Source organism: Mycolicibacterium neoaurum ATCC 25795 (assembly GCF_000691525.1).
In the GTDB taxonomy this organism is placed as follows: domain Bacteria; phylum Actinomycetota; class Actinomycetes; order Mycobacteriales; family Mycobacteriaceae; genus Mycobacterium; species Mycobacterium neoaurum.
In genome coordinates, this window is the sequence record NZ_JMDW01000009.1 from 219,178 (window position 1) to 239,043 (window position 19,866).

Here is a 19,866-nt window from a genome sequence, read left to right on the forward strand (position 1 = left end):
GCGCGATCTGCGTTCGGGTCAACGAAAGGGTAAGCAGTGGCGCCTCAAAATTCCGGCGATGAACGAGACCGGTTCGCCGAGGCCATTCAGTCCCTGAAGCTCTACCGCAGGGCTGAGCTCGAAAGCGCCCAGGGCGAGGACTTGATCGAAAAGCTGTATGTCGACCCGCTGCCTCAGGACCATGTTCATAAGCTGCTTCGACAGCCCAATACGACATTCCTAATTGGTCGAAAAGGTACCGGTAAGTCAACCGTTTTTCTTCGCGCCCAGAAGAGCCTACTTGCTGAGAAGAATGTGCTTTCGACCTATGTTGATATCAAGACTGTTTACGAGTCTGCGCAGGTGGATCCGGAGACCGCTAAAAAGATAGCCCAGTCGGAAGATGCTTTACCCGAGAACGCGCTACAGCAACTGCTTCTTATGACGGCATTCATTCGCGCTGTCGTTGAGGGCGTGCGAGACGACCTAAAGAAGCAATTACAGGCGTCTTGGAAGCTCCGTGTGAGGGAAGCCTTCACAGGAGGATATGAGGGTTTGTTCAACAACTTGGACAACTTTATCCATACCTTGGAGACGCCACAGTTCATAGACGTGCAAGGGATAAGAAAAGCATCGGTCAAGAGTCGCGCACTTGATAGAAGCTCAGGTGGAATGGGTGCTGGTTTAAAAGTTGACGCCGCATCTCTTCCCGAAGCGCACCTAGACGTCTCCGCGACAAACGATTCTGAATCTGAGTCAGAATTTTTGTATTCAGAGCTTTTGCTCAGAACAATTGATATCCGCTCCTTGGTCAAAAGCTTTAAAAAGCTGCTAGAGCCGCTTGGCGCCAAGCATTTGTACGTTTTTCTGGATGACTTCTCGGAGTTGCCCATCAGCGCGATGCAGACGGTCGTTGACGGACTCATCGCGCCTTTGAATAACTGGTCAGAGGAACTAGTCAAGTTCAAGATTGCTGCTTATCCCGGACGCATTTACTACGGCTCATTGGATAAGTCAAAGATAGACGAGGTGAGTCTGGACTTGTACAATCTGTACGGCCAACATTCGGTAAGCGAGATGGAGGCCAAAGGGGTTGATTTTGTTCGGCGTCTCGTCGATCGACGTTTGGAGTTCTTTGGTCTGCGCGCGGATGACTTTATCACTTCACGACGTCCGGAGGCCGTCTGGACTGCGCTTTTCCAAGCGTCGCTGGGGAATCCTAGAACTCTGGGGTACATCTTGTACTTCGCCTACGAAAACCAGATTTTGTATGGTCGTAAAATAAATATAACCAGCGTGAAAGACGCCGCGAAGAGATATTACGAAGAGAAGATCGAACCATACTTCAATATGGGAGCTTTTCTCCATGAGGCGTTCGAAGAGAAATCTACAATATTCAGCCTGAAAGAGTTGCTGGAGAAGATCGTGGATCGGGCGCGCCATTTGCGGTCAAAGCACGCCGCTAATATATTTCAAGCAATTCAGGGGCAGCATCCTACTAGTCATTTCAATTTGAGTCCAATCTTTGACAGTATACTATCAACTCTTGAGCTCAATTTTTTTGTAACCAAATACTACATTATGAGCAATCGAGATGGCAATCGCGTATCTGTCTATGCACTTAACTATGGGTTATGTGAAAAATACACGATTGCGTTCGGGCGTCCGGTCGAAAATAGAGAGGATCGACTATACTTTGTGGAGCGGGTGTTCGACTATAACGCAATTCTGCAAGATTATATGGTGAGCAATCAAGAAATTCGTTGCGATAATTGTTCGCACATTTTCGATCCTAGCGAATTAGATGCACTTAAACGCTTCAAAATGCTCTGCCCTGAGTGCAGGGCTGGGAGGTGCGTTGTTACTAATATCTCGCGAAAATACGAGTCAGTTATCCGCGCGGTCAACGCGGAGCAACTTCTGCCAGCAACTGAGTTGGGTATACTCCAGACGCTTAGTGTGGAATCAGAACCCTTACGTGCGGGTGACATTGCGGGAGAACTTGACGTTTCATATCAGCTGGTTGGAAAAAGAGCCAAGAAATTAAGTGAGCAAGATCTAGTAGATAGGCGCATGAACGGGGGTCGCCGCCAGTTCAAAATCAGCGAGTCGGCGCGCCGAATATACTTCGATCCGGCCCGAAATACAGACCTAGAGCTATCCCAGGACAACGATTAGCCGACGACGCTCCTCCTTTGCGCGCGATCTAGGCGGCGGCACGGGGCGAGCCGCCAAACGCCATTACGCCGCCGCCGTCCAGGCGGGGTTCACGCCAGTGTCTCTATTGCTCCTGATTCACCATGAGTGCAGGGTGCCGACCTGCCACGTATCTGGCTTAGTCACCCGACGCGAGGGCACCGCCGTACTTAATCCTCAAGGGTGGCGTTTTGGTAGAGCTGGGAAAGATCACCCTCGGAGTTCAAACGTTCAGTTTCACTGTTAAAAAGCAGATCCCGGCGCTGACGGGCTACACCATGAGGTGAGTGCAGATCTCCATCATTTGATGGACCATTGCCCGATCTGGTCTGACCGAGTTGGAGGTCTCGGTCTCCACCTCGACAACCTCGCGTGGCTCTGGCGGTCTCGTCAGAACCGCATAGACGCGAACGTCCTGCATTCCCTCGTTGACTCGGTGGGCAATATGATGATCGGCTCTTTCGTAAATTTCCCTGTGCGATTCGAGAAAGTCGGGTGGCAGGGTGTCTAGCCACTCGCTACCTCGCGGCCTCGCGGCCTTCGGTGCTGATTCTTGCCATTCCCCGCCCCACTCACGAATATGCGCCGGTACGTGATAAGGCTTGCCGTCCAGAGAGCTTGCCTAATGTCACCGTGGGGGTTGCTGGTCAACACAACTGGCTGGCGCAAGTAAAGCTCTGCGTATCTGTGCGCTGAGTGCATGTCGTGAAGCTGAGACGTGAGATCAGCGATGTCACTCGCTGCGGCTCCCTTTATGGGCACCTGCGGAAGGCCCTCGGGAGATAGCGGCCGATCCCTCATCGCTTGGCCGTCACGTTTCTGGACCTGCAAAGCCGCCCCATTCGTGCTCCTCGTCATCGCCGGGACCGTAGTAGGTGATGCGAATCCAGCCCGGTGAGCGTTGCACCGTCATCCCGCCCAGGTTCTCAAGCATCGTCTCATCGGAACGAAGGGCGCAGAAGGTATAGCCGGGAAGGGAACGAAAGACGAAAGGCACCTTACCGCCGCGAATCCGTGGAGTGTCACTCTGCCCGTTGCCTACGGGACCCGACCCACCGGACTCACTTAGGATCGCCGGAATCTCTCTGCGTGCGGTGAACTTGAGAAATCCTTCCGAGCGGAATCCGCCCTCAGGGTCAATAGACCTGGTCACTGTAAAGCTCACATCGGGCAAGGCGTCCAGCTTGAACGCAGCGGTGTCTTCCACAGGGCTGAGGCTACGGCTCACCTATGACATTCCGTAGCAAATAAAACCCGACACGCTATCGCATGTTGATTGCATGAGATTTATGGAGCGTATCTAGATACATGCTCTGACCTGCATGAACTGTGGTGCGCGATACTGGGATTGAACCAGTGACCTCTTCCGTGTCAGGGAAGCGCTCTCCCGCTGAGCTAATCGCGCCGGGGGTCGAACTTGGAGGTGGAGACGGGAATCGAACCCGTGTGCACGGCTTTGCAGGCCGTTGCCTCACCACTCGGCCACTCCACCATTGGGGTTGATGCCACTGCACCTTCGAGCGGATGACGGGATTCGAACCCGCGACCCTCACCTTGGCAAGGTGATGCGCTACCAACTGCGCTACATCCGCGTGCTCCGAGTGAGATCGTCACCCGGTGCGGATCAGAACATTAGTCCAACCCCACGCGTAACCACAAATCACTCGAAACATGCAGGCAATCAGTCCTAAAACACCTGGTAAACCTGGCATGAGATCGAGAAGCCGTGTCCGCCGTCGCCCTCCCGGCACGACATTGCGCTCTCGGTACTGGTGCAACTCAGCGCTCCGCGCGTGATCGTCTGGCCGTATCCCAGGACATCGGCTCCGCCCAGCGTCGTATCCCCAGCACAGACGAACGTCGCGGGCTCACCGACGCCCATCTGCAGACCCTGACCGTAATCAAACTCACAGTCGGCCGGTCGGGCCGGCGGCGCCCAATCCCGCTCGGCGATATCGCAGCGCACATAGTCCACATCCAGCACGCACCCGACGTTGCCGCTCGGTGAGCGGAAGTGCGCCGGCTCCTGCGCGACGGCCGGAGCTGCCCACACGATCGTCGTGGCACCGGTGAAGGCAAGCGCGACCGCCACCCGAAGGGTCATGGCGCAAATCTAACGCCCCAGGTCAGACCGTGAGCACCATTCGGTACCGGGCCTTGCCGGTATCCATCGCCGCATACGCCTCGGCCGCCTGCGCCAGCGGCAGTTCCTGGATGCGGGCCCGCACCCCGGATTGCACCGCGAACTTCATGGTGTCCTCGACATCGCGCGCGGTGCCCGACGGATGCCCGGTGATGCTCACCCCAGGCGTGATCAGCTGCAGCGGGCTCACCGGCAGCGGATCGGGCGTCACTCCCACCACGATCAGCTCACCGCGGGGCAGCAGCCCGCCGACGGTGTCGGCCATCGCCTGGGAGTTGGCGGCCGTGGCCAGCACCACCTGCACCCCGCCGAGCGCCTGCAGCGCTTCGCTGACATCACCGGCCTTGGAGTCGACGTAGTGGTGCGCGCCGAGATCGAGGGCGTCCTGCTTCTTGTCGGCCCCACGCGCGATCGCGACCGTCTCGAATCCCATCGCCCGGGCGAACTGCACGCCCAGATGCCCGAGGCCGCCGACGCCGAGCACGGCCACCCGGTCACCGGGCTTGGCGCGCGTCTCGCGCAACCCGTGGAACACCGTGACGCCCGCACAGGCCATCGGGGCGGCCTCGGCGAAGGACAAGCCCTCGGGGATGCGGGCGAGCGCGCTCGCGGGCACTGTCACCGACTCGGCATAACCGCCGGGGTAGTGCCAGCTGGGGATCTGGCCGTTCTCGCAATGGATGAAATCGCCCTTGCGGCACTGGGTGCAGTGCCCACAGTTGCCGCCGAACCAGCCGACGGCCACCCGGTCGCCCACCGCGAACTCCTGCACGCCGTCGCCGATCTCGGCGATGGTGCCCGCGATTTCGTGGCCCGGTGTCAGCGGCCAACTCAGCCCGGGGAAGCCACCGTTGACGAAGGCGTGGTCGGTGCCACAGACCCCGCAGGCCGCTACCGCGATGCGGACGTGGTCGCGGCCCGGCGACGTGGTCTCGACGTCGGTGAGTTCCAGCGGCGCTCCGGCCGATGCGACATGTACCGCTTGATGACGTGCCATCTCGTTCCTCGCTCCTTGGTGGTGGTGTGCCATATACATACCCACGCATGGGTCGATCGAGGGCACGGATTCGCCGAAAATGGCGCCACCGTGACCAGCGGATTCCAGCTGGCAGGTAAGTGCGTGCTAGTCTTCGTCCTCGTTCCCCGGTCTCGTAGCTCAGGGGGAGAGCGTCCGCCTCACACGCGGAAGGTCACTGGTTCGATCCCAGTCGGGACCACAGCAGTGCCGCCCGTAAGGGCGGCATTTTTCGTGAGTGGGTCGCGAGCGTCAGCAAAGGCCGGACCCGTCATTCGCCGTTCATTCGTGGATTCACCTCGCGGTTGGCCGAGCCGGCGCGCATGCTGATAATTGACGTCTACGACAGAAAACGGTGTGATGACGCGACGGGCACATTCGGCGACGATCATGGTCGTCTTCGCGGTGGCCTATGCGTTGGCCATCGCCGCGGGACGTGCGACGCGGCTGGCCGGTAGCGAGGTCGCGCTGGCATGGCCCGCGGCCGCGGTGGCAATCATCTGGCTGCTCGTGATGCAACAACGTGGACTGGTGGAACGCGGTGTCCATCTCGTAGCCCTCGCGGCCGTCACCTTCGCCACCAATCTGGTCACCGGCGCCCCGCTGACGGTGGCCGGCTGGTTCGTTTTGGTCAACATCACACTCGCGGTGGTCACCGTGCGACTGCTGCGGTGGCGGGGCACCACGGCTGCGCTGCGTGACCCGGCGGACCTTGCGCAGTTGGTCGGCGCGGTGACCGGTGGTGCGAGTTGTGCGGCCGTGCTGGCCACGGTCTACTTCGCTGCGACCGGCGATGTTCGGGTCGGGGAGACCTTCGCCCTGTTTCTCGTGCGGAACGGAACGTCTGCTCTGCTCGGTGTGTCCATCTGGCTCAGGCTGCGCGACGTGGTGTGGCGGCGTCCGAAGATCACTGCAGGCAAGGCCGCTGAAGCGGTGGGAGTTGCCGCGGCGGTGACTGCTGTGTTCGTCGGGACGTTCTGGGTCAACACCGGTGCGTCACTGGCCTTTCTGAGTCTCGTGCCGGCGATGTGGCTGGCGCTGCGCTACAGCACTACGGTGAGCACGGTCTTCCTCGCGTTGGCCGGGACGTGGATCATCTACGCGACGCTGTCGGGCCGGGGAGGTTTTGCGCTCGCCGACGCAGAGAACCGCGCAATTCTGGCGCAGACCATGGTGTGCACGCTGACCATCGTGACGCTTGCGCTGTCGCTGTACCGCGATTCCCGGGCGCGACTCATCACGCAATTGGAGGCTGCGCGCGACCGCGCGGACCGCGACTCGCAGATGCTGGGCGCCGTTCTGGACAGCATCCATGACGGTGTGGTCGTGGTTGCTGCGGACGGAACGGTCGTGTTGGAGAACGCACGGGCGAATGAGTCGCAACTGGTGCCGGATGTGTTGTCCGCCGTCGAATTGCCCGATCTCCCGTCCGGCGAGAGCTCCAGCGCACCCCGCGACATTGTGGTGTCCTCGCACGACGCCCGGGTCGTCGAGTTGACGGCATCACCCTTGGCAGATCTGTCGCGACACATGGTCATCGCGTTCCGTGACGTCACCGACGAACGCAAGAATGCAGATGATCTTCGCCAGGCGCGGGACCTGTTTGCCGGCGTCTTGCAGGCCGCGTCGGAACAAGCGATCATCGGCGCGGACCCTTCGGGCCGGATCACCGTGTTCAACAACGGTGCCGAGCGCCTGCTCGGTTGGACCCGTGCAGAGATGCTGGGTCGTTCGCTGCTGAGCATCCACCGCCTGCCCGAGGTCCGTTCCCGTGCAAGGGAGTTGGGTGTCCCAGCCGGTTTCGAGGTGCTCACCCGACTGGTCACGCCGGATCGGGCGGAAGTCCGTGAATGGACATACGTCAGGCGCGATGGTGCTTTCGTCCGTGTCAGCCTCGCGGTATCGCAGATGACAGACCCGGACGGATCGTGCACCGGATACATCGCCGTGGCAACGGATATCACCGAACAGGACGCCGCGAAGCGAGCACTCGCCGAGAGCGAAGAGCGGTTCAGGCTGGCCTTCGACACCGCACCGATCGGAATGTTCCTGTTCGATGTCGGGAACGGATCGGCCGGGCTCATCACCCGGTGCAACCAGTCGATGGCGAATCTGCTCGGACGGCGGCCGAACGAGGTGCCCGGGATGCACGTCACCGATCTCTGTGATCGTGAATTGACCTTTTTTCCAGAGGGTTTGGCCCGGTTACGGGACCTAGAGGTCGGTGATAGGTTCGAAGCCGAGGTCGCCTTACGCCGCGTGGACGGTTCCGTGGAATGGGGTTCGGCCTCGGCCTCGGTCATCGCTCCCGACGGGACCAGACCGTACGGCATCTGCATGGTCGAGCACATCACCGCGCGAAAGCAGGCGGAAGCCGCCCTGCAGCACATGGTCTTGCACGACCAATTGACAGGTCTGGCCAACCGAACGTTGTTGATGGAACGCGCCGACCGTGCGCTGGCCGAGGCGGGACACGAAGATGGCGTCGGCGTCGGGGTGATCTTCCTGGATCTCGACGACTTCAAGGCGGTCAACGACACCTGGGGCCATGGCGTGGGTGACGAGGTTCTGACCTTGGTGGCTCGACGGATCCAGTCCGTGATCAGGATGGACGACACCGCCGCGCGGCTGGGTGGGGATGAGTTCGTGGTGCTGTGTCCCGATATTGCCGATGTCGAACAAATACGACAGGTGGCACAACGAATCCGCGCCGAGGTCAGGATGCCGATACAACTGTCCACCGGTCACGTCTTCGATCAGTTGTCGGTCAGCGCGGGTGTGGCGATGTCGCGGTCTGACTCCACGGCAGAGACCCTCTTGCGGCGCGCGGACGAGTTGATGTATTCGTCCAAGCGCCAAGGCAAGAACCTCATCACGTTGGGGAGCCGATCGGACAAGACCACCATGATGGTGGCGTCGCAACTGATCTCCGAGTTGGGACGTGCAGTGCGTGGCGGAGAATTGGTGGTGCATTTCCAGCCGATCGTCGCCCTGGCCACCGGCCGCTGCGCAGCGATGGAGGCACTGCTGCGGTGGGAACACCCCGAGCAAGGCCTCCTCATGCCGGACATGTTCCTCGATGTCGCGGAGAATTCGCCACACATGCCGGCGATCGGCCGCTTCGTGTTGAACGAGGCGTGCCGCCAGGCCGCACAGTGGACCGGTTCCTTGGCGTCGGCAGCCATCCACGTCAACGTTTCCGGACGACAGCTCGAAGTCGGGGATCTGTACTCCGATGTCACGGACGCGTTGAACGGATCGCGGCTGAGTTCGGACCGGCTGGTGTTGGAACTGACGGAAACGTATGCGGGGCGCATCACCCCGTCCGCCAAAGCCGATCTCGTACGGTTGTGGAAGGCAGGCGTTCGTATCGCGATCGACGACGTCGGCACCGGATTCAGCAGTCTGTCGAAGATCGTCGACCTGCCGGTCGACATCGTGAAGATCGACAAGCAGTTCATTGCCGGGTTACCCCATGACGCGCGGTGTGCGGCCATCACGCAGGCGGTGCTGAGCTTGGGGGAGACCCTGGGCTTGTCGACCATCGCCGAAGGTATCGAGACAGCGACGCAGCGTGAGCTGCTGTTGGACTGGGGCTGTGCGCTCGGACAGGGATTCCTGTTCGGACGCAGCGCAAGCCTGGACGGGGATGACGCCGGTGAGCTGATCACCGGTTGATCAATCGTGGGTCGGTAGGGTTTGGGGTATCGACGCGAATTCCGAGAAGAGGGTGCCGTGGCCGGACCAGAGGCCCATTTCTATCTGACCGCCGAGGGCACCGGGCTGCCGCACGACCCCTTCAACGCCATCGTGGGGCCCCGGCCGATCGGCTGGATCTCCACGGTCAACCCCGAGGGTGTCCGCAACCTGGCGCCCTACAGCTTCTTCAACGGATTCAACTACCGGCCGCCGATCATCGGGTTCTCCTCGGTCGGCTGGAAGGACAGCGTCGCCAACATCGAGGCCACCGGAGAGTTCGTCTGGAACCTGGCCACCCGCGACCTCGCGGTGGCGATGAACGAGACCTCGGCATCGCTACCCCCGGACGAGGACGAATTCGTCCGCGCCGGATTGACCGCCGCGCCGTCGCGCACCGTAGCCGCACCGCGCGTGCTGGAAAGCCCGGTCAACTTCGAATGTGCACTCACCCAACTGATTCAGCTCCGCGACACCGCTGGTGACCCCGTCGACACCTGGATGGTGCTCGGCCAGGTGATCGCGGTGCACATCGACCGGCAGTGGCTGGTCGACGGGGTCTATGACACCACGGGTCCACGTCCGATCCTGCGCGCCGGCGGCCCGGCCAACTATTCCGAGGCCGGCCCCGACGGTGTGTTCACCATGCAGCGACCGAACTGACCGATCATGGGACTGCTCGACGTCGGTGACGGCAACCAGATCTTCTGGGAGCGGCGCGGCAATCCGGACGGCCCCACCGTGCTGATCGTGCACGGCGGGCCCGGCAGCGGTCGATCCCGGACGGCGCACAAAACGTTCGACGACAACCACTTTCAGATCGTGTCCTTCGATCAGCGAGGTTGCGGGGACAGCCGGCCGCACGCCGCCGACCCGGCCACCGACATGAGCGTCAACACCACCTGGCACCTGATCGCCGATATGGAGAAACTGCGCGAGCACCTCGGCGTGCAACGCTGGCTGCTCTTCGGCGGTTCCTGGGCGTCCACGCTGATCCTGGCCTACGCGCAGCAGTACCCGCAGCGCGTCTGCGGCATCATCCTGATCGGGGTCACCATGACCCGGCCCGCCGAGATCGACTGGCTCTACCGCGGCCTGCGGCTACTGCTGCCCGCGCAGTGGGAGCGTTTCCGTGCAGCGGTGCCCCCGTCATTGCGCGACGGCAACCTCGTCGAGGCCTACCGGCAGTTGATGGAGGACCCCGATCCGGCGGTGCGCCACCGGGCCGCGCATGAATGGTGCACATGGGAGGACGCTGCGATCGCCCACGAGCACACCGGCACGCCCGGACAGTACAGCGCGAAACCGGATACCGCGAAACTGGCGTTCGTGCGTATCTGCACGCACTATTTCGCTCGGCACGGTTGGCTGACCGACGGTCAGCTGCTTCGCGACGCCCACCGACTGGCCGGCATCCCCGGGGTTCTCATCCACGGTCGGCTGGATCTGTCGGCACCGTTGCTCACCGCATGGGAACTGGCCCGTGCGTGGCCGGACGCGGAACTGATCGTCATCGAGGATTCCGGGCACACCGGCAGCCCGGCCATGAGATCGGCTATCGCACAGGCCATCTCACGCTTCACGTCGTGATCGGCTCAGCCCGCGGCCCACTCGGCGGCACGGTCCAGCTCGTTACCGCCGAAGACGGCCAGCTCGCCGGGGACCATCCAGCCGATGGCATGCATCGTATGGCGTACCCAGTCCTTGTCGGACACCACCGCGATCCGCTTGAACGCCGAATGGTGATGCAAGAGCGCGCCGAAACCCATCTTCAGGTCCTCGGTCAGCCCGCCGGGGCCGAACCCGTCGTAATCCTGGTCGATCACCTCGACGATGCGGATCTCGGCGGACTTGCCGAGGTCCTCCATGACGGGCTGGAACTCGCGCAGTTCCTCGCCGGAGATGCGCCCGGACACCCGGATCCCGGTCACACCGGTCGGCATGTCGGTCAGTATTTCGATCATGGCTCCATCATGCTCCCGACGAACGCGACGCGTCAGTGCGCGGGCACGTCGCGTGTGGGCATCGCGGCCACCAGCGGGGTGTCGACACCGACGCGGCCCACCGCGGCCGCCCCGCCCGGCGAGCCCAGGGGAGCGTCACGGCCCGGCAGCACCGTTTCGAAGAACGCCGCATTGTCGGCCATATAGGGCAACTCGTTGTCGTCGAGGTCGCTCTCGTAGGCGATGGCGTCAACCCGGCAGGCGATGCGGCAGGCGCCGCAGTCCACGCATTCGTCGGGGTTGATGTACATCGACCGGGCGCCCTCGTAGATGCAGTCGGCCGGGCATTCGGCCACACATGACTTGTCCATCACGTCGATACATGCCGATCCGATCACGTAGGTCATGGGTCGACGGTAGAAAACTCCTGTCACCGGCACCGGAGTCCAAGGGCCGCACTCGGGAGGGACTTTGGTCCCTTTCTAGAGCGCAAGCCCCAGATGCTCGCGCAGGGTGCTGCCGGTGTAGTCGGCGCGGAACACCCCGCGTTCCTGCAGCAGCGGCACCACCGTGTCGACGAACGGGTCCAGTCCGCCCGGGGTGACATGCGGCACCAGGATGAAACCGTCGCTGGCATCGGCCTGGACAAGGGTGTTGAGCTGTTCAGCCACCGTCGCCGGTGACCCGATGAAGTTCTGTCTGCCGGTGACCTCGATGATCAGCTCCCGGCTGGTGAGGTTCTCTGCCTCGGCCTTGGCGCGCCACTCGTTGGCCACCGCCACCGGGTCGCGGTGCATCCGCACGCTGGCCCGGCCCCGGGCGATGGTGTTCTCACCGACGACCGGATCGACCGAGGGCAGCGGCCCGTCCGGATCATGGTCGGACAGATCGCGATTCCAGAGTTGTTCGAGGAATTTGATCGCCGTCGCGGGGGAGACCTGCGCCAACCGCACCTCGTGGGCGATATCGGCGGCCTCGGCGTCGGTGTCACCGAGCACGAACGTCGCGGCAGGCAGGATCAGCAGCTCGTCATGGTGTCGACCGTGCGCGGCGAGCCTGCCCTTGACATCGGTGTAGAACGCCTGCCCGTCGGCGAGGGTGCCGTGGCGGGAGAAGATCGCATCGGCGGCACGCGCGGCGAACTCGCGGCCGTGGTCGGAATCCCCGGCCTGGAATATGACCGGGCGGCCCTGCGGGCTGCGTGGCACGTTGAAACGGCCGGTGATGTCGAAATGGTCGTCACGGTAGGCGAATCGGCCGGGCTCACCGGTGGACAGGAATGTTCCGGACGTCTTGTCCGCGATGATTTCGTCCCCGCGCCACGAGTCGAACAGCGTGTGCGTGGCCGCCAGGAAGCTCTCGGCGCGTGCATAGCGCTGGTCCTCGGCCAGGAACCCGCCGCGCCGGAAGTTCTCCCCGGTAAAGGCATCCCACGAGGTCACGACGTTCCACGCCGCCCGCCCACCGGACAGATGGTCCAACGATGCGAATTGGCGTGCCACCTCATAGGGTTCGTTGAATGTCGAGTTGATGGTGCCGGTCAGTCCGAGACGGTCGGTCACCGCGGCCAGCGCGGCCAGCACCGTGAAGGTGTCCGGCCGGCCGACCACGTCCAGGTCGTAGATCTGGCCGCCCTGCTCGCGTAACCGAAGTCCTTCGGCCAGGAACAGGAAATCGAACTTGCCCCGTTCGGCGGTGCGCGCGAAGTGCGCGAACGACGCGAAGTCGATATGGCTGCCGGAGTTCGGGTCGCTCCACACCGTCGTGTTGTTGACGCCGGGAAAATGCGCGGCGAGATGAATCTGCTTGATCGGCTTGCTCATATCCGCCCTAGGGGTGTGCGTACCGGTTGGCCGGGCGGGACAACCCGAACAGTCCGCGCAGGGTCGACTTCGCGTAGCCCGTGCGGAAGATCCCGCGGCGCTGCAGCTCGGGAACGAGCCCACCGGTGATCTGGTGCAGGTCGTGGGGTATTGCTGCCGGCCGCAATCGGAAACCATCGGCGCCGCCGGCCTGCCACTGGTGCAGCAGATCGGCCAACTGTGCCGGTGTCCCGACGAAAACTTCGGCATCACTGATGTATTCGCGCTCCAGCAGCTCGTCGAGCCGCGCGCGGTGTGCTGCGGCGGCGGCGCTGGTGTCGGCCAGGAAGACCACCACGTCGGCGATCAGGCGCACCGCCGTCAACCCGGCAGGCCGGTGTGTGGCGATGGTGTCGGCGATAGCGACGATCTCGTCGGCATGGTGCGGGGTGATGAAGCCCAGATCGGCACCGGCGGCGACCAACCGGTAGGCCGGGTCACCGTGAGCCAGGGCGGCGACCAGCGGCTGACCCTGCGGCGGGCGCGGGGTGATCGACGGGCCCTTGACGGAGAACCAGGTGCCCTCGAAGTCGATGTAGTGCAGCTTGTCGCGGTCGACGAACCGCCCGGTGGCGGCATCGCGGATCTCCGCATCGTCCTCCCAGCTGTCCCATAGCCTGCGCAGCACCTCGACGTAATCGGCGGCCTCGGCCATTGTGTCGTCGGCGACCTCGCGGCCGAAATGACCCACCGTTTCCGGGTTGGACGACACCTGAACGCGGACCCCGGCACGGCCGGTGCTCACATAGTCGAGCGTGGCGATGGCCTTGGACAGGTGGAACGGCTCGGTATGGGTGGTGATCGCCGTCGGGATCAGGCCGATGTGTCGTGTCAGTGGCGCCACCCGTGCGGCGATCTGTACGGCGTCCAGGCGGCCGCGCAGCCGGTCGGTCCGGGTGTCCGGGCGGAACGGATGGTCCGACTGCAACGCCAGTCCGTCCTCGATGGTGACGAAATCGGCCAGCCCGCGTTCGGCCTCGGCCACCAGATCGGTCCAGTACGAGGCGGTGAGCACATCGGTGGGCCTGGCGTCGGGCAGCCGCCACGACGCCGGATGCCACCCGGTGCCGTCGAGTGCGATGCCGAGGTGCAGCGGTACCACCGGTCTGCTCACACCCTCAGTCTTCCCGACCGCGCCGTGGCGGCAAGTAATCTGCGCAGCCTGATTTGGTTCGTCCGGCCGGTCACGCCAATGCTGCCAGCGCCTTCGCCGGGTCGTAGCCCGCGAAATCGGCCAGCGTGCCCTCGCGCAGCCGATTCACCCACGCCGGGTCGGCGAGCAGCGCCCGGCCGACCGCCGCGATATCGAACTCACCGGCCTCGAACTGGGCTACCAGTCGATCCGCCGAGTCGGGTTCGATCAGTTGGCCGGGCTTCTCACTTCGGAACTGGGTCTGCAAGCCCACCGAGCCGACGGCGATGACCGGCAACCCGGTGATCCTCTTGGTCCAGCCGGCCAAGCTGAGCTCGCTGCCGGAATCGGCGAATGCGGGAACGTAGTGTCGACGGGTCGAGGGATGGAAGACGTCCACACCCGCCGCTGCCAGGGGTGCCAGGATCCCCTCGAGTTCGCCCGCGTCGGATGCGATGGTCGCCGAGTAGTCGGCACCCTTCCACTGTGAGAAACGGAAGATGATCGGGTAGTCGGGGCCGACGGCGGCCCGCACCGCGGCGACCACCTCGGCAGGGAATCGGGTCCTGGCAGCCAGCGATCCGCCGTATTCGTCGGTGCGCTGATTGGTCTTCTCCCAGAGGAATTCGTCGATCAGGTAGCCGTGCGCGCCGTGGATCTCGATAGCGTCGAAACCGACGTCGCGTGCCGCCACCGCGGCATCGGCGAAGGAGGCGGCCACCTCCGCGAGCTCATCGCGGGCCAGGGCTCGGCCCTTCGCATCGCCCTTACCGTCGAGTCCGGAAGGGCTGACCACCGTCACCCCATCGGTGTCGCTGCGCTCGGCGCCCTGATGCCACAGCTGCGCGGCGACGGTGCCGCCTTCGTTGTGTACCGCATCGGTGACCCGGCTCCACCCGTCGAGCACCTCGTCACCGGCAATGGTCGGGATGGAGGTCGGGTAGCCCGCGGCTGGATCCGGAAGTCGGACACCCTCGGTGATGATCAGACCGACCCCGCCGGCCGCGCGTCGCCGGTAGTACTCCGCGACATCGGCACCGGGCACGCCACCGGGGGAGGCCTGCCGCGTCATGGGTGCCATCGCGAAGCGATTGGGCACCGTCAGTGAACGGACGGTCAGTGGTGTGAAGAGGGTGTCGACGCTCATGGATCGGTACAACCGGTCGCCGACGGTCATTCATTCCACCTTTCGCGCGCCACGGTGCGCGGGATCAGTGCGCAAGTAGCAGGATCAGCTGTAGTTGTAGTTCTCCGCAGAGGAAGCCGAGTGCCGAACCGAGCACGACGATGATCCACTCGTCGTCCTTGAACGCGGGGCGCAGCAGGTTCTCATACGACTGCGAGTCCAGCCCGTTCATCTTCTCGATCATCACATTCTCAAGGTCGAGTCTGCTGGCCGCGTATTCCTCGATGTAGGAGGAGGTCTCCGGGAGCTTCTCGATGATGGAGGTGGCGATCTGGACCTTCATCTCCTGGTACTGGCGTCCGCCGAGAACGTTGATCACCCTGCCCGCGAAGCCCATCTGACTGTCGATCGTGCGGCCGATCTCGGTCTGGATGATGTCGAAGAACTTGTCGGACATGGGGCCGGTGAGCAGGCTTTCCATGATGGCCTTGGGGGTGAAGATCTCGCGTGCCATCAACGCGGCGTAGCCCCGGATGACCTCCTCGCGATGCGCCTGGAACACGCCTTGCCAGGTGATGCCGAGGAAGACGTTCTTGCGTTGCAGCGGCCGGAAGATCATCTGAAGTGCAATCCAGTCGGTCAGACCGCCGGTGATCAGACCGAACAGCGGCAGCGCCAGATGCCAACCGGTGACCCCGAACACCAGCATCTGGACCAGGCCGATGATGAAGCCGAAGTACAGACCGGACTTGATCAGGAACTTGAAGGCCGGCCTGCCGATGTCCTGGAAGACCGCATTCAGGGTCGCCTTGTCGCGCACGAGGTTCGTCACCACCATGTGCTTGATGTCGAAGATCTGGTCGACCTGGCCGCGGAACTCCTCGAACATCCCGCGGGCGGCCGTTGGTATGCGGCCCTCGACGTTGGCGACGATGAGATCCTTCACCTGATCCGGGGTGGCGCGCCAGACCTGCGGCTGAAACGACAGCATCATGGTGTCGACCAGTTCCTCTGCTGCCTCGCGCAGAGGTTCACCCAGTTCGGCGACCAACTCGTCGGGATCGATCTTGTCGAACAGTTCTTCGGGTTTGAGTATGCCGGAGGTCAGCGAATCTACTGCTACGGCAGCCATTTTCGGCGCTCTCTTGGGAATCTGCCCCTGCCATCCGAGATAGGGCTTGATGCCCTTGAACTCGACGGGATGGAACATCATCTTCAGACACAGGATCTTGGTGATCCAGCCGACGAACGCCGCGCCGAACGGAATGGTGAAGTACACCCACACCGGGTAGGCGAAGGCGTTCGCCCAGAAGTCGCTCATTTGGCAGCCTCCCACAACTCTTGGCCGAGGTCGCTGATGCGTACCGTGCGCCGCACGACGCGTGCCGCCCGGACGCCACGGCGTGCGGTGGCGAGCGCGATGTTGACCACCGAGTCGGTCAGCAGCATCTCGTACTCGTCGGATATCGATGATGCTTCCGGCCCGAGGCGGACAAGCCCCAGGTGCAGCATCCGGGTGAGGTAGAGCGGGGTGTGGCGAGGCAGCGATACGCCGGCGGAGCGCCCGACCGTCGAGGCGTTCTTCAAGGCGAACACCGGGGTTCCGCCGGTGCCGGGCTCGGCGATGTGGATCACCGGGTACGCCGATCCGTCGGACAGCGCGGCCAGGATGCGGGCTTCGTCGGGCACCAGGGCGTTGAGCAGATGAAGGTAGAGAGCGTCGCGGCTGGTGTCGGGGCTGCTGTACATCGAGCGGTCGAGGAGCGTCCGTAATACGGCATTGGGGGACTCGTCCACGTCCGGTGACGCAGTGATGGTGGGCGGATCGAGTTCGTTGAGATGATGGCGCGCTATCCGGATCAGGGCGCGTTCGACATCGACGAGCAACGGTGTGAGGTCGGCTACAAACGGCGCTCGCTTGGCGACGCCACCGGCCAAGCGTAGGCCGCCGCTGATCAGCCCTTCCAGATCCATCCGCCCACCCGTGCCGCGTCCGCTGTTGCAGTTACGGCTAGCAGATTAAGTGCAGAACGGGCCGTCGACGCAAAGCTTCCGGGCGGTAGGACGGCGTGCGAAATGCGCACCTGGACTGGCGCATCGCGAGTCGTTACGGATTATCGTCCGAATATCGGCACACAGCTCGAGATCCGAATCCAAAACGTCGAAATCCGAGCAGAATTCGCATCAGCTGAGGGTCAGCGGTTGGCCAGCAGCAGCGCTATGGCCGCCAGGGTCAGCAGCACCGATGTGACGATTGGCACAAGAACCCAACTGCGCATCGCGTCGGGCCGAGGGGAGTTGTTCTTTGCCGGTGTCGGCATCGCGGTATTCCTTTCGGTCGACCGGATACAATTATGGTTACCCAACCCGCGAGACGCGAAAACGTCAGTCCGACCGTTCCCAGGTCCAGCCGGTGATCGACGGGTGATCTTCACCGTGTTCCCGGGTGTACAGCCGGGCCTGCAGCCTGGCGTCGAGCATCTCCTGACGCAGACCGGCGGCGTTGCTGCCGAGGCTCGCAACGCGGTCGATCACGTCGATGACCAGGTGGAACCGGTCCAGGTCGTTGAGCATGACCATATCGAATGGGGTGGTTGTGGTCCCGCGCTCCTTGAACCCGCGAACGTGAAGTTGATCATGATTGGCGTGCCGGTAGGCAAGGCGGTGGATCAGCCACGGATAACCGTGATAGGCGAAGATGATCGGCTTGTCTGTGGTGAACAACGCGTCGAACTCGTGGTCGGACATGCCGTGTGGATGTTCGGAATCCGGTTGCAGGCGCATGATGTCGACCACATTGACCACCCGCACCTTCAGGTCGGGCAGACGGCGACGCAAGATATCCGCTGCGGCAAGGGTTTCCAAGGTCGGAATATCGCCCGCGCAGGCCAGCACCACATCGGGTTCACCGGTGGTCGTGCTCGCCCACTCCCAGATGCCGGCTCCGCGCGTGCAGTGCGCGACGGCCTCGTCCATGGTCAGGTAGTTCAGTGCGGGCTGCTTGCCTGCGACGATGACGTTGATGTACTGCCTGCTGCGCAGACAGTGGTCGGCCACCGACAGCAACGTGTTCGCATCGGGCGGCAGGTACACCCGCACGACCTCGGGCCGCTTGTTCGCGACATGGTCGATGAACCCGGGGTCCTGGTGCGAGGCACCGTTGTGATCCTGGCGCCAGACATGCGATGTGAGTAGGTAGTTCAGCGATGCGATGGGTCTGCGCCAGTCGAGGTGGTTGCTGCTGGTCAACCATTTGGCGTGCTGGTTGGCCATGCTGTCCACGATGTGGATGAATGCCTCGTAGCAGCTGAAGAAGCCGTGCCTGCCGGTCAGCAGGTAGCCTTCCAGCCATCCCTGGCACATGTGTTCGGAGAGCACCTCCATGACGCGGCCATCGGGGGCCAGGTGCTCGTCGTCGGCGGATTGTTCTGCCTGCCAGGCCTTGTCGGTCTTGTCGAACACCGCGGACAAGCGGTTCGACGCGGTTTCGTCGGGTCCCATCAGGCGGAAGTTGTCGGGGTTGGCGGCGATCACATCGCGCAGATAGGTGCCGAGTACCCGGGTCGCCTCGCCGGTGGTGGCGGCGGGATCGGGTACGTCCACGGCGTAGTCCGCGATCGGCGGGAGGTTCAGCTCACGCAGCAGGACACCGCCGTTGGCGTGTGGGTTGGCGCTCATCCGCCGGTCTCCGACCGGGGACAGTGCGCGTAGTTCGGGACGCAGCGCACCGGCGGAGTCGAACAACTCCTCGGGTCGATAGCTTCGCAGCCATTCCCGCAGCGCCTCCAGATGTGCTGCGTTGGTGCGCGTTTCCGATAGCGGAACCTGATGCGAGCGCCAGGTGCCCTCCACCTTCTTGCCGTCCACCTCGTGCGGGCCGGTCCACCCCTTCGGGGTGCGCAGGATGATCATCGGCCACAGCGGACGGCCGGTCTGGCCGTCCTGCCGCGCCGCCCGCTGGATGGCTGCAATCTGATCGAAGGCATCATCGAGCGCGGCCGCCAGCTGCCGGTGCACATCGGCGGGATCATCGCCGGCGACGGTGATCGGGATGTAACCGTAGCCGCGCATCAGGGCGTCGAGTTCGTCGGCCGGGATACGGGCCAGCACGGTCGGGTTGGCGATCTTGTAGCCGTTGAGGTGCAGGATCGGCAGCACCGCGCCGTCACGGGCGGGGTCGAGGAATTTGTTGGAATGCCAGCTGGTGGCCAGCGGCCCGGTCTCGGCCTCGCCGTCCCCGACGACGGCGGCGACCACCAGGTCGGGGTTGTCGAAGGCCGCGCCGAAGGCGTGCACCAGGGCGTAGCCCAGTTCGCCGCCCTCGTGGATGGAACCCGGTGTCTCGGCCGCCACGTGGCTGGGGATGCCGCCGGGAAAGGAGAACTGCCGAAACAGCTTCCGCAGGCCCTCGACGTTCTCACCGATGCCGGTGTAGATCTCCGAGTAGGTGCCCTCGAGGTAGGCGTTGGCCACCAGTCCCGGCCCACCGTGCCCGGGGCCGGTGATGTAGATGATGTTGGCATCGCGTTGCCGGATCACCCGGTTCAGGTGTGCGTACAACAGGTTGAGACCCGGGGTGGTGCCCCAATGCCCCAGTAGGCGCGGTTTGACGTGCTCGGGCGCCAGGTCCTCGCGTAACAGCGGGTTGTCCAGTAGGTAGATCTGGCCGACGGACAGATAGTTCGCGGCCCGCCAGTACGCGTCCAGTGCGGTGACTTCGTCCTCGGTCAGGGATGCGGATGCCATCATGATCCAGGCCTACCACGACTGGCGC

Annotated in this window: 16 protein-coding genes and 4 tRNA genes; 5 read left to right on the plus strand and 15 right to left on the minus strand. The window is 63.3% G+C overall.

What is annotated here, in order from left to right; genetic code table 11:
- The first annotated feature begins 36 nt into the window (after positions 1-36).
- Positions 37-2,157, plus strand: coding sequence for a winged helix-turn-helix domain-containing protein (locus tag IC40_RS0113040; RefSeq protein WP_030135152.1), 2,121 nt, complete (start codon positions 37-39; stop codon positions 2,155-2,157).
- A gap of 829 nt (positions 2,158-2,986) precedes the next feature.
- Here the strand turns inward: IC40_RS0113040 and IC40_RS0113050 are convergent.
- The 6 genes from IC40_RS0113050 to IC40_RS0113075 form a co-directional block, all read right to left on the minus strand.
- On the minus strand, positions 2,987-3,382 hold the full coding sequence (locus IC40_RS0113050) for a hypothetical protein (protein WP_030135153.1): 396 nt from the start codon (positions 3,380-3,382) through the stop codon (positions 2,987-2,989).
- Positions 3,383-3,505: 123 nt separating this feature from the next.
- Positions 3,506-3,580 (minus strand) — tRNA-Val (locus IC40_RS0113055).
- A gap of 13 nt (positions 3,581-3,593) precedes the next feature.
- A tRNA-Cys gene (locus IC40_RS0113060) sits at positions 3,594-3,667 on the minus strand.
- A gap of 27 nt (positions 3,668-3,694) precedes the next feature.
- Positions 3,695-3,767, minus strand: a tRNA-Gly gene (locus tag IC40_RS0113065).
- Between the two features lie 95 nt (positions 3,768-3,862).
- On the minus strand, positions 3,863-4,279 hold the full coding sequence (locus IC40_RS0113070) for a DUF6636 domain-containing protein (RefSeq protein ID WP_030135154.1): 417 nt from the start codon (positions 4,277-4,279) through the stop codon (positions 3,863-3,865).
- Positions 4,280-4,301: 22 nt separating this feature from the next.
- Positions 4,302-5,315, minus strand: a complete 1,014-nt coding sequence (locus tag IC40_RS0113075) for an alcohol dehydrogenase catalytic domain-containing protein (protein WP_030135155.1) — start codon at positions 5,313-5,315, stop codon at positions 4,302-4,304.
- A 148-nt stretch (positions 5,316-5,463) separates the two neighbouring features.
- Here IC40_RS0113075 and IC40_RS0113080 point away from each other — a divergent pair.
- The 4 genes from IC40_RS0113080 to pip all read left to right on the plus strand — a co-directional run bounded on the left by IC40_RS0113080 (position 5,464) and on the right by pip (position 10,619).
- Positions 5,464-5,535 (plus strand) — tRNA-Val (locus IC40_RS0113080).
- A 158-nt stretch (positions 5,536-5,693) separates the two neighbouring features.
- Entirely contained in the window at positions 5,694-9,011 is a 3,318-nt protein-coding gene (locus tag IC40_RS0113085) for a bifunctional diguanylate cyclase/phosphodiesterase (protein ID WP_030135156.1), read from the plus strand.
- A gap of 57 nt (positions 9,012-9,068) precedes the next feature.
- A complete protein-coding gene (locus IC40_RS0113090) occupies positions 9,069-9,692 on the plus strand; it encodes a flavin reductase family protein (protein ID WP_030135157.1) in 624 nt (207 codons plus the stop codon).
- 6 nt (positions 9,693-9,698) lie between these two features.
- Positions 9,699-10,619 carry a prolyl aminopeptidase gene (gene pip, locus IC40_RS0113095; protein ID WP_019512679.1) on the plus strand — a complete coding sequence of 307 codons (921 nt, stop codon included), beginning with the start codon at positions 9,699-9,701 and terminating at the stop codon, positions 10,617-10,619.
- A gap of 5 nt (positions 10,620-10,624) precedes the next feature.
- On the opposite strand, the gene IC40_RS0113100 is transcribed toward pip, so the two are convergent.
- From IC40_RS0113100 to IC40_RS0113140, 9 genes are all read right to left on the minus strand, one after another.
- Positions 10,625-10,993, minus strand: coding sequence for a SpoIIAA family protein (locus IC40_RS0113100; RefSeq protein WP_019512678.1), 369 nt, complete (start codon positions 10,991-10,993; stop codon positions 10,625-10,627).
- A gap of 32 nt (positions 10,994-11,025) precedes the next feature.
- A complete protein-coding gene (gene fdxA, locus IC40_RS0113105; RefSeq protein WP_030135158.1) occupies positions 11,026-11,379 on the minus strand; it encodes a ferredoxin in 354 nt (117 codons plus the stop codon).
- A 75-nt stretch (positions 11,380-11,454) separates the two neighbouring features.
- Positions 11,455-12,795 (minus strand): NtaA/DmoA family FMN-dependent monooxygenase, encoded by a 1,341-nt coding sequence (locus IC40_RS0113110; RefSeq protein ID WP_030135159.1) that lies wholly within the window; start codon positions 12,793-12,795, stop codon positions 11,455-11,457.
- Positions 12,796-12,802: 7 nt separating this feature from the next.
- Positions 12,803-13,948 (minus strand): LLM class flavin-dependent oxidoreductase, encoded by a 1,146-nt coding sequence (locus IC40_RS0113115; RefSeq protein ID WP_234411579.1) that lies wholly within the window; start codon positions 13,946-13,948, stop codon positions 12,803-12,805.
- A gap of 70 nt (positions 13,949-14,018) precedes the next feature.
- Complete coding sequence (locus IC40_RS0113120; RefSeq protein ID WP_030135161.1) at positions 14,019-15,113, minus strand: NADH:flavin oxidoreductase; 1,095 nt, start codon at positions 15,111-15,113, stop codon at positions 14,019-14,021.
- Positions 15,114-15,177: 64 nt separating this feature from the next.
- On the minus strand, positions 15,178-16,413 hold the full coding sequence (locus IC40_RS0113125; RefSeq protein ID WP_030135162.1) for a DUF445 domain-containing protein: 1,236 nt from the start codon (positions 16,411-16,413) through the stop codon (positions 15,178-15,180).
- Positions 16,410-17,066, minus strand: a complete 657-nt coding sequence (locus tag IC40_RS0113130) for an Abi-alpha family protein (protein WP_051644332.1) — start codon at positions 17,064-17,066, stop codon at positions 16,410-16,412. The genes IC40_RS0113125 and IC40_RS0113130 overlap by 4 nt, the downstream gene beginning before the upstream one ends.
- 221 nt (positions 17,067-17,287) lie before the next feature.
- The gene (locus tag IC40_RS28460; protein WP_267880947.1) at positions 17,288-17,413 is read right to left on the minus strand and encodes a hypothetical protein; all 126 of its coding nucleotides are present in this window, start codon (positions 17,411-17,413) and stop codon (positions 17,288-17,290) included.
- Between the two features lie 64 nt (positions 17,414-17,477).
- Positions 17,478-19,841 (minus strand): phosphoketolase family protein, encoded by a 2,364-nt coding sequence (locus tag IC40_RS0113140; protein ID WP_411431659.1) that lies wholly within the window; start codon positions 19,839-19,841, stop codon positions 17,478-17,480.
- Between the last annotated feature and the right edge of the window lie 25 nt (positions 19,842-19,866).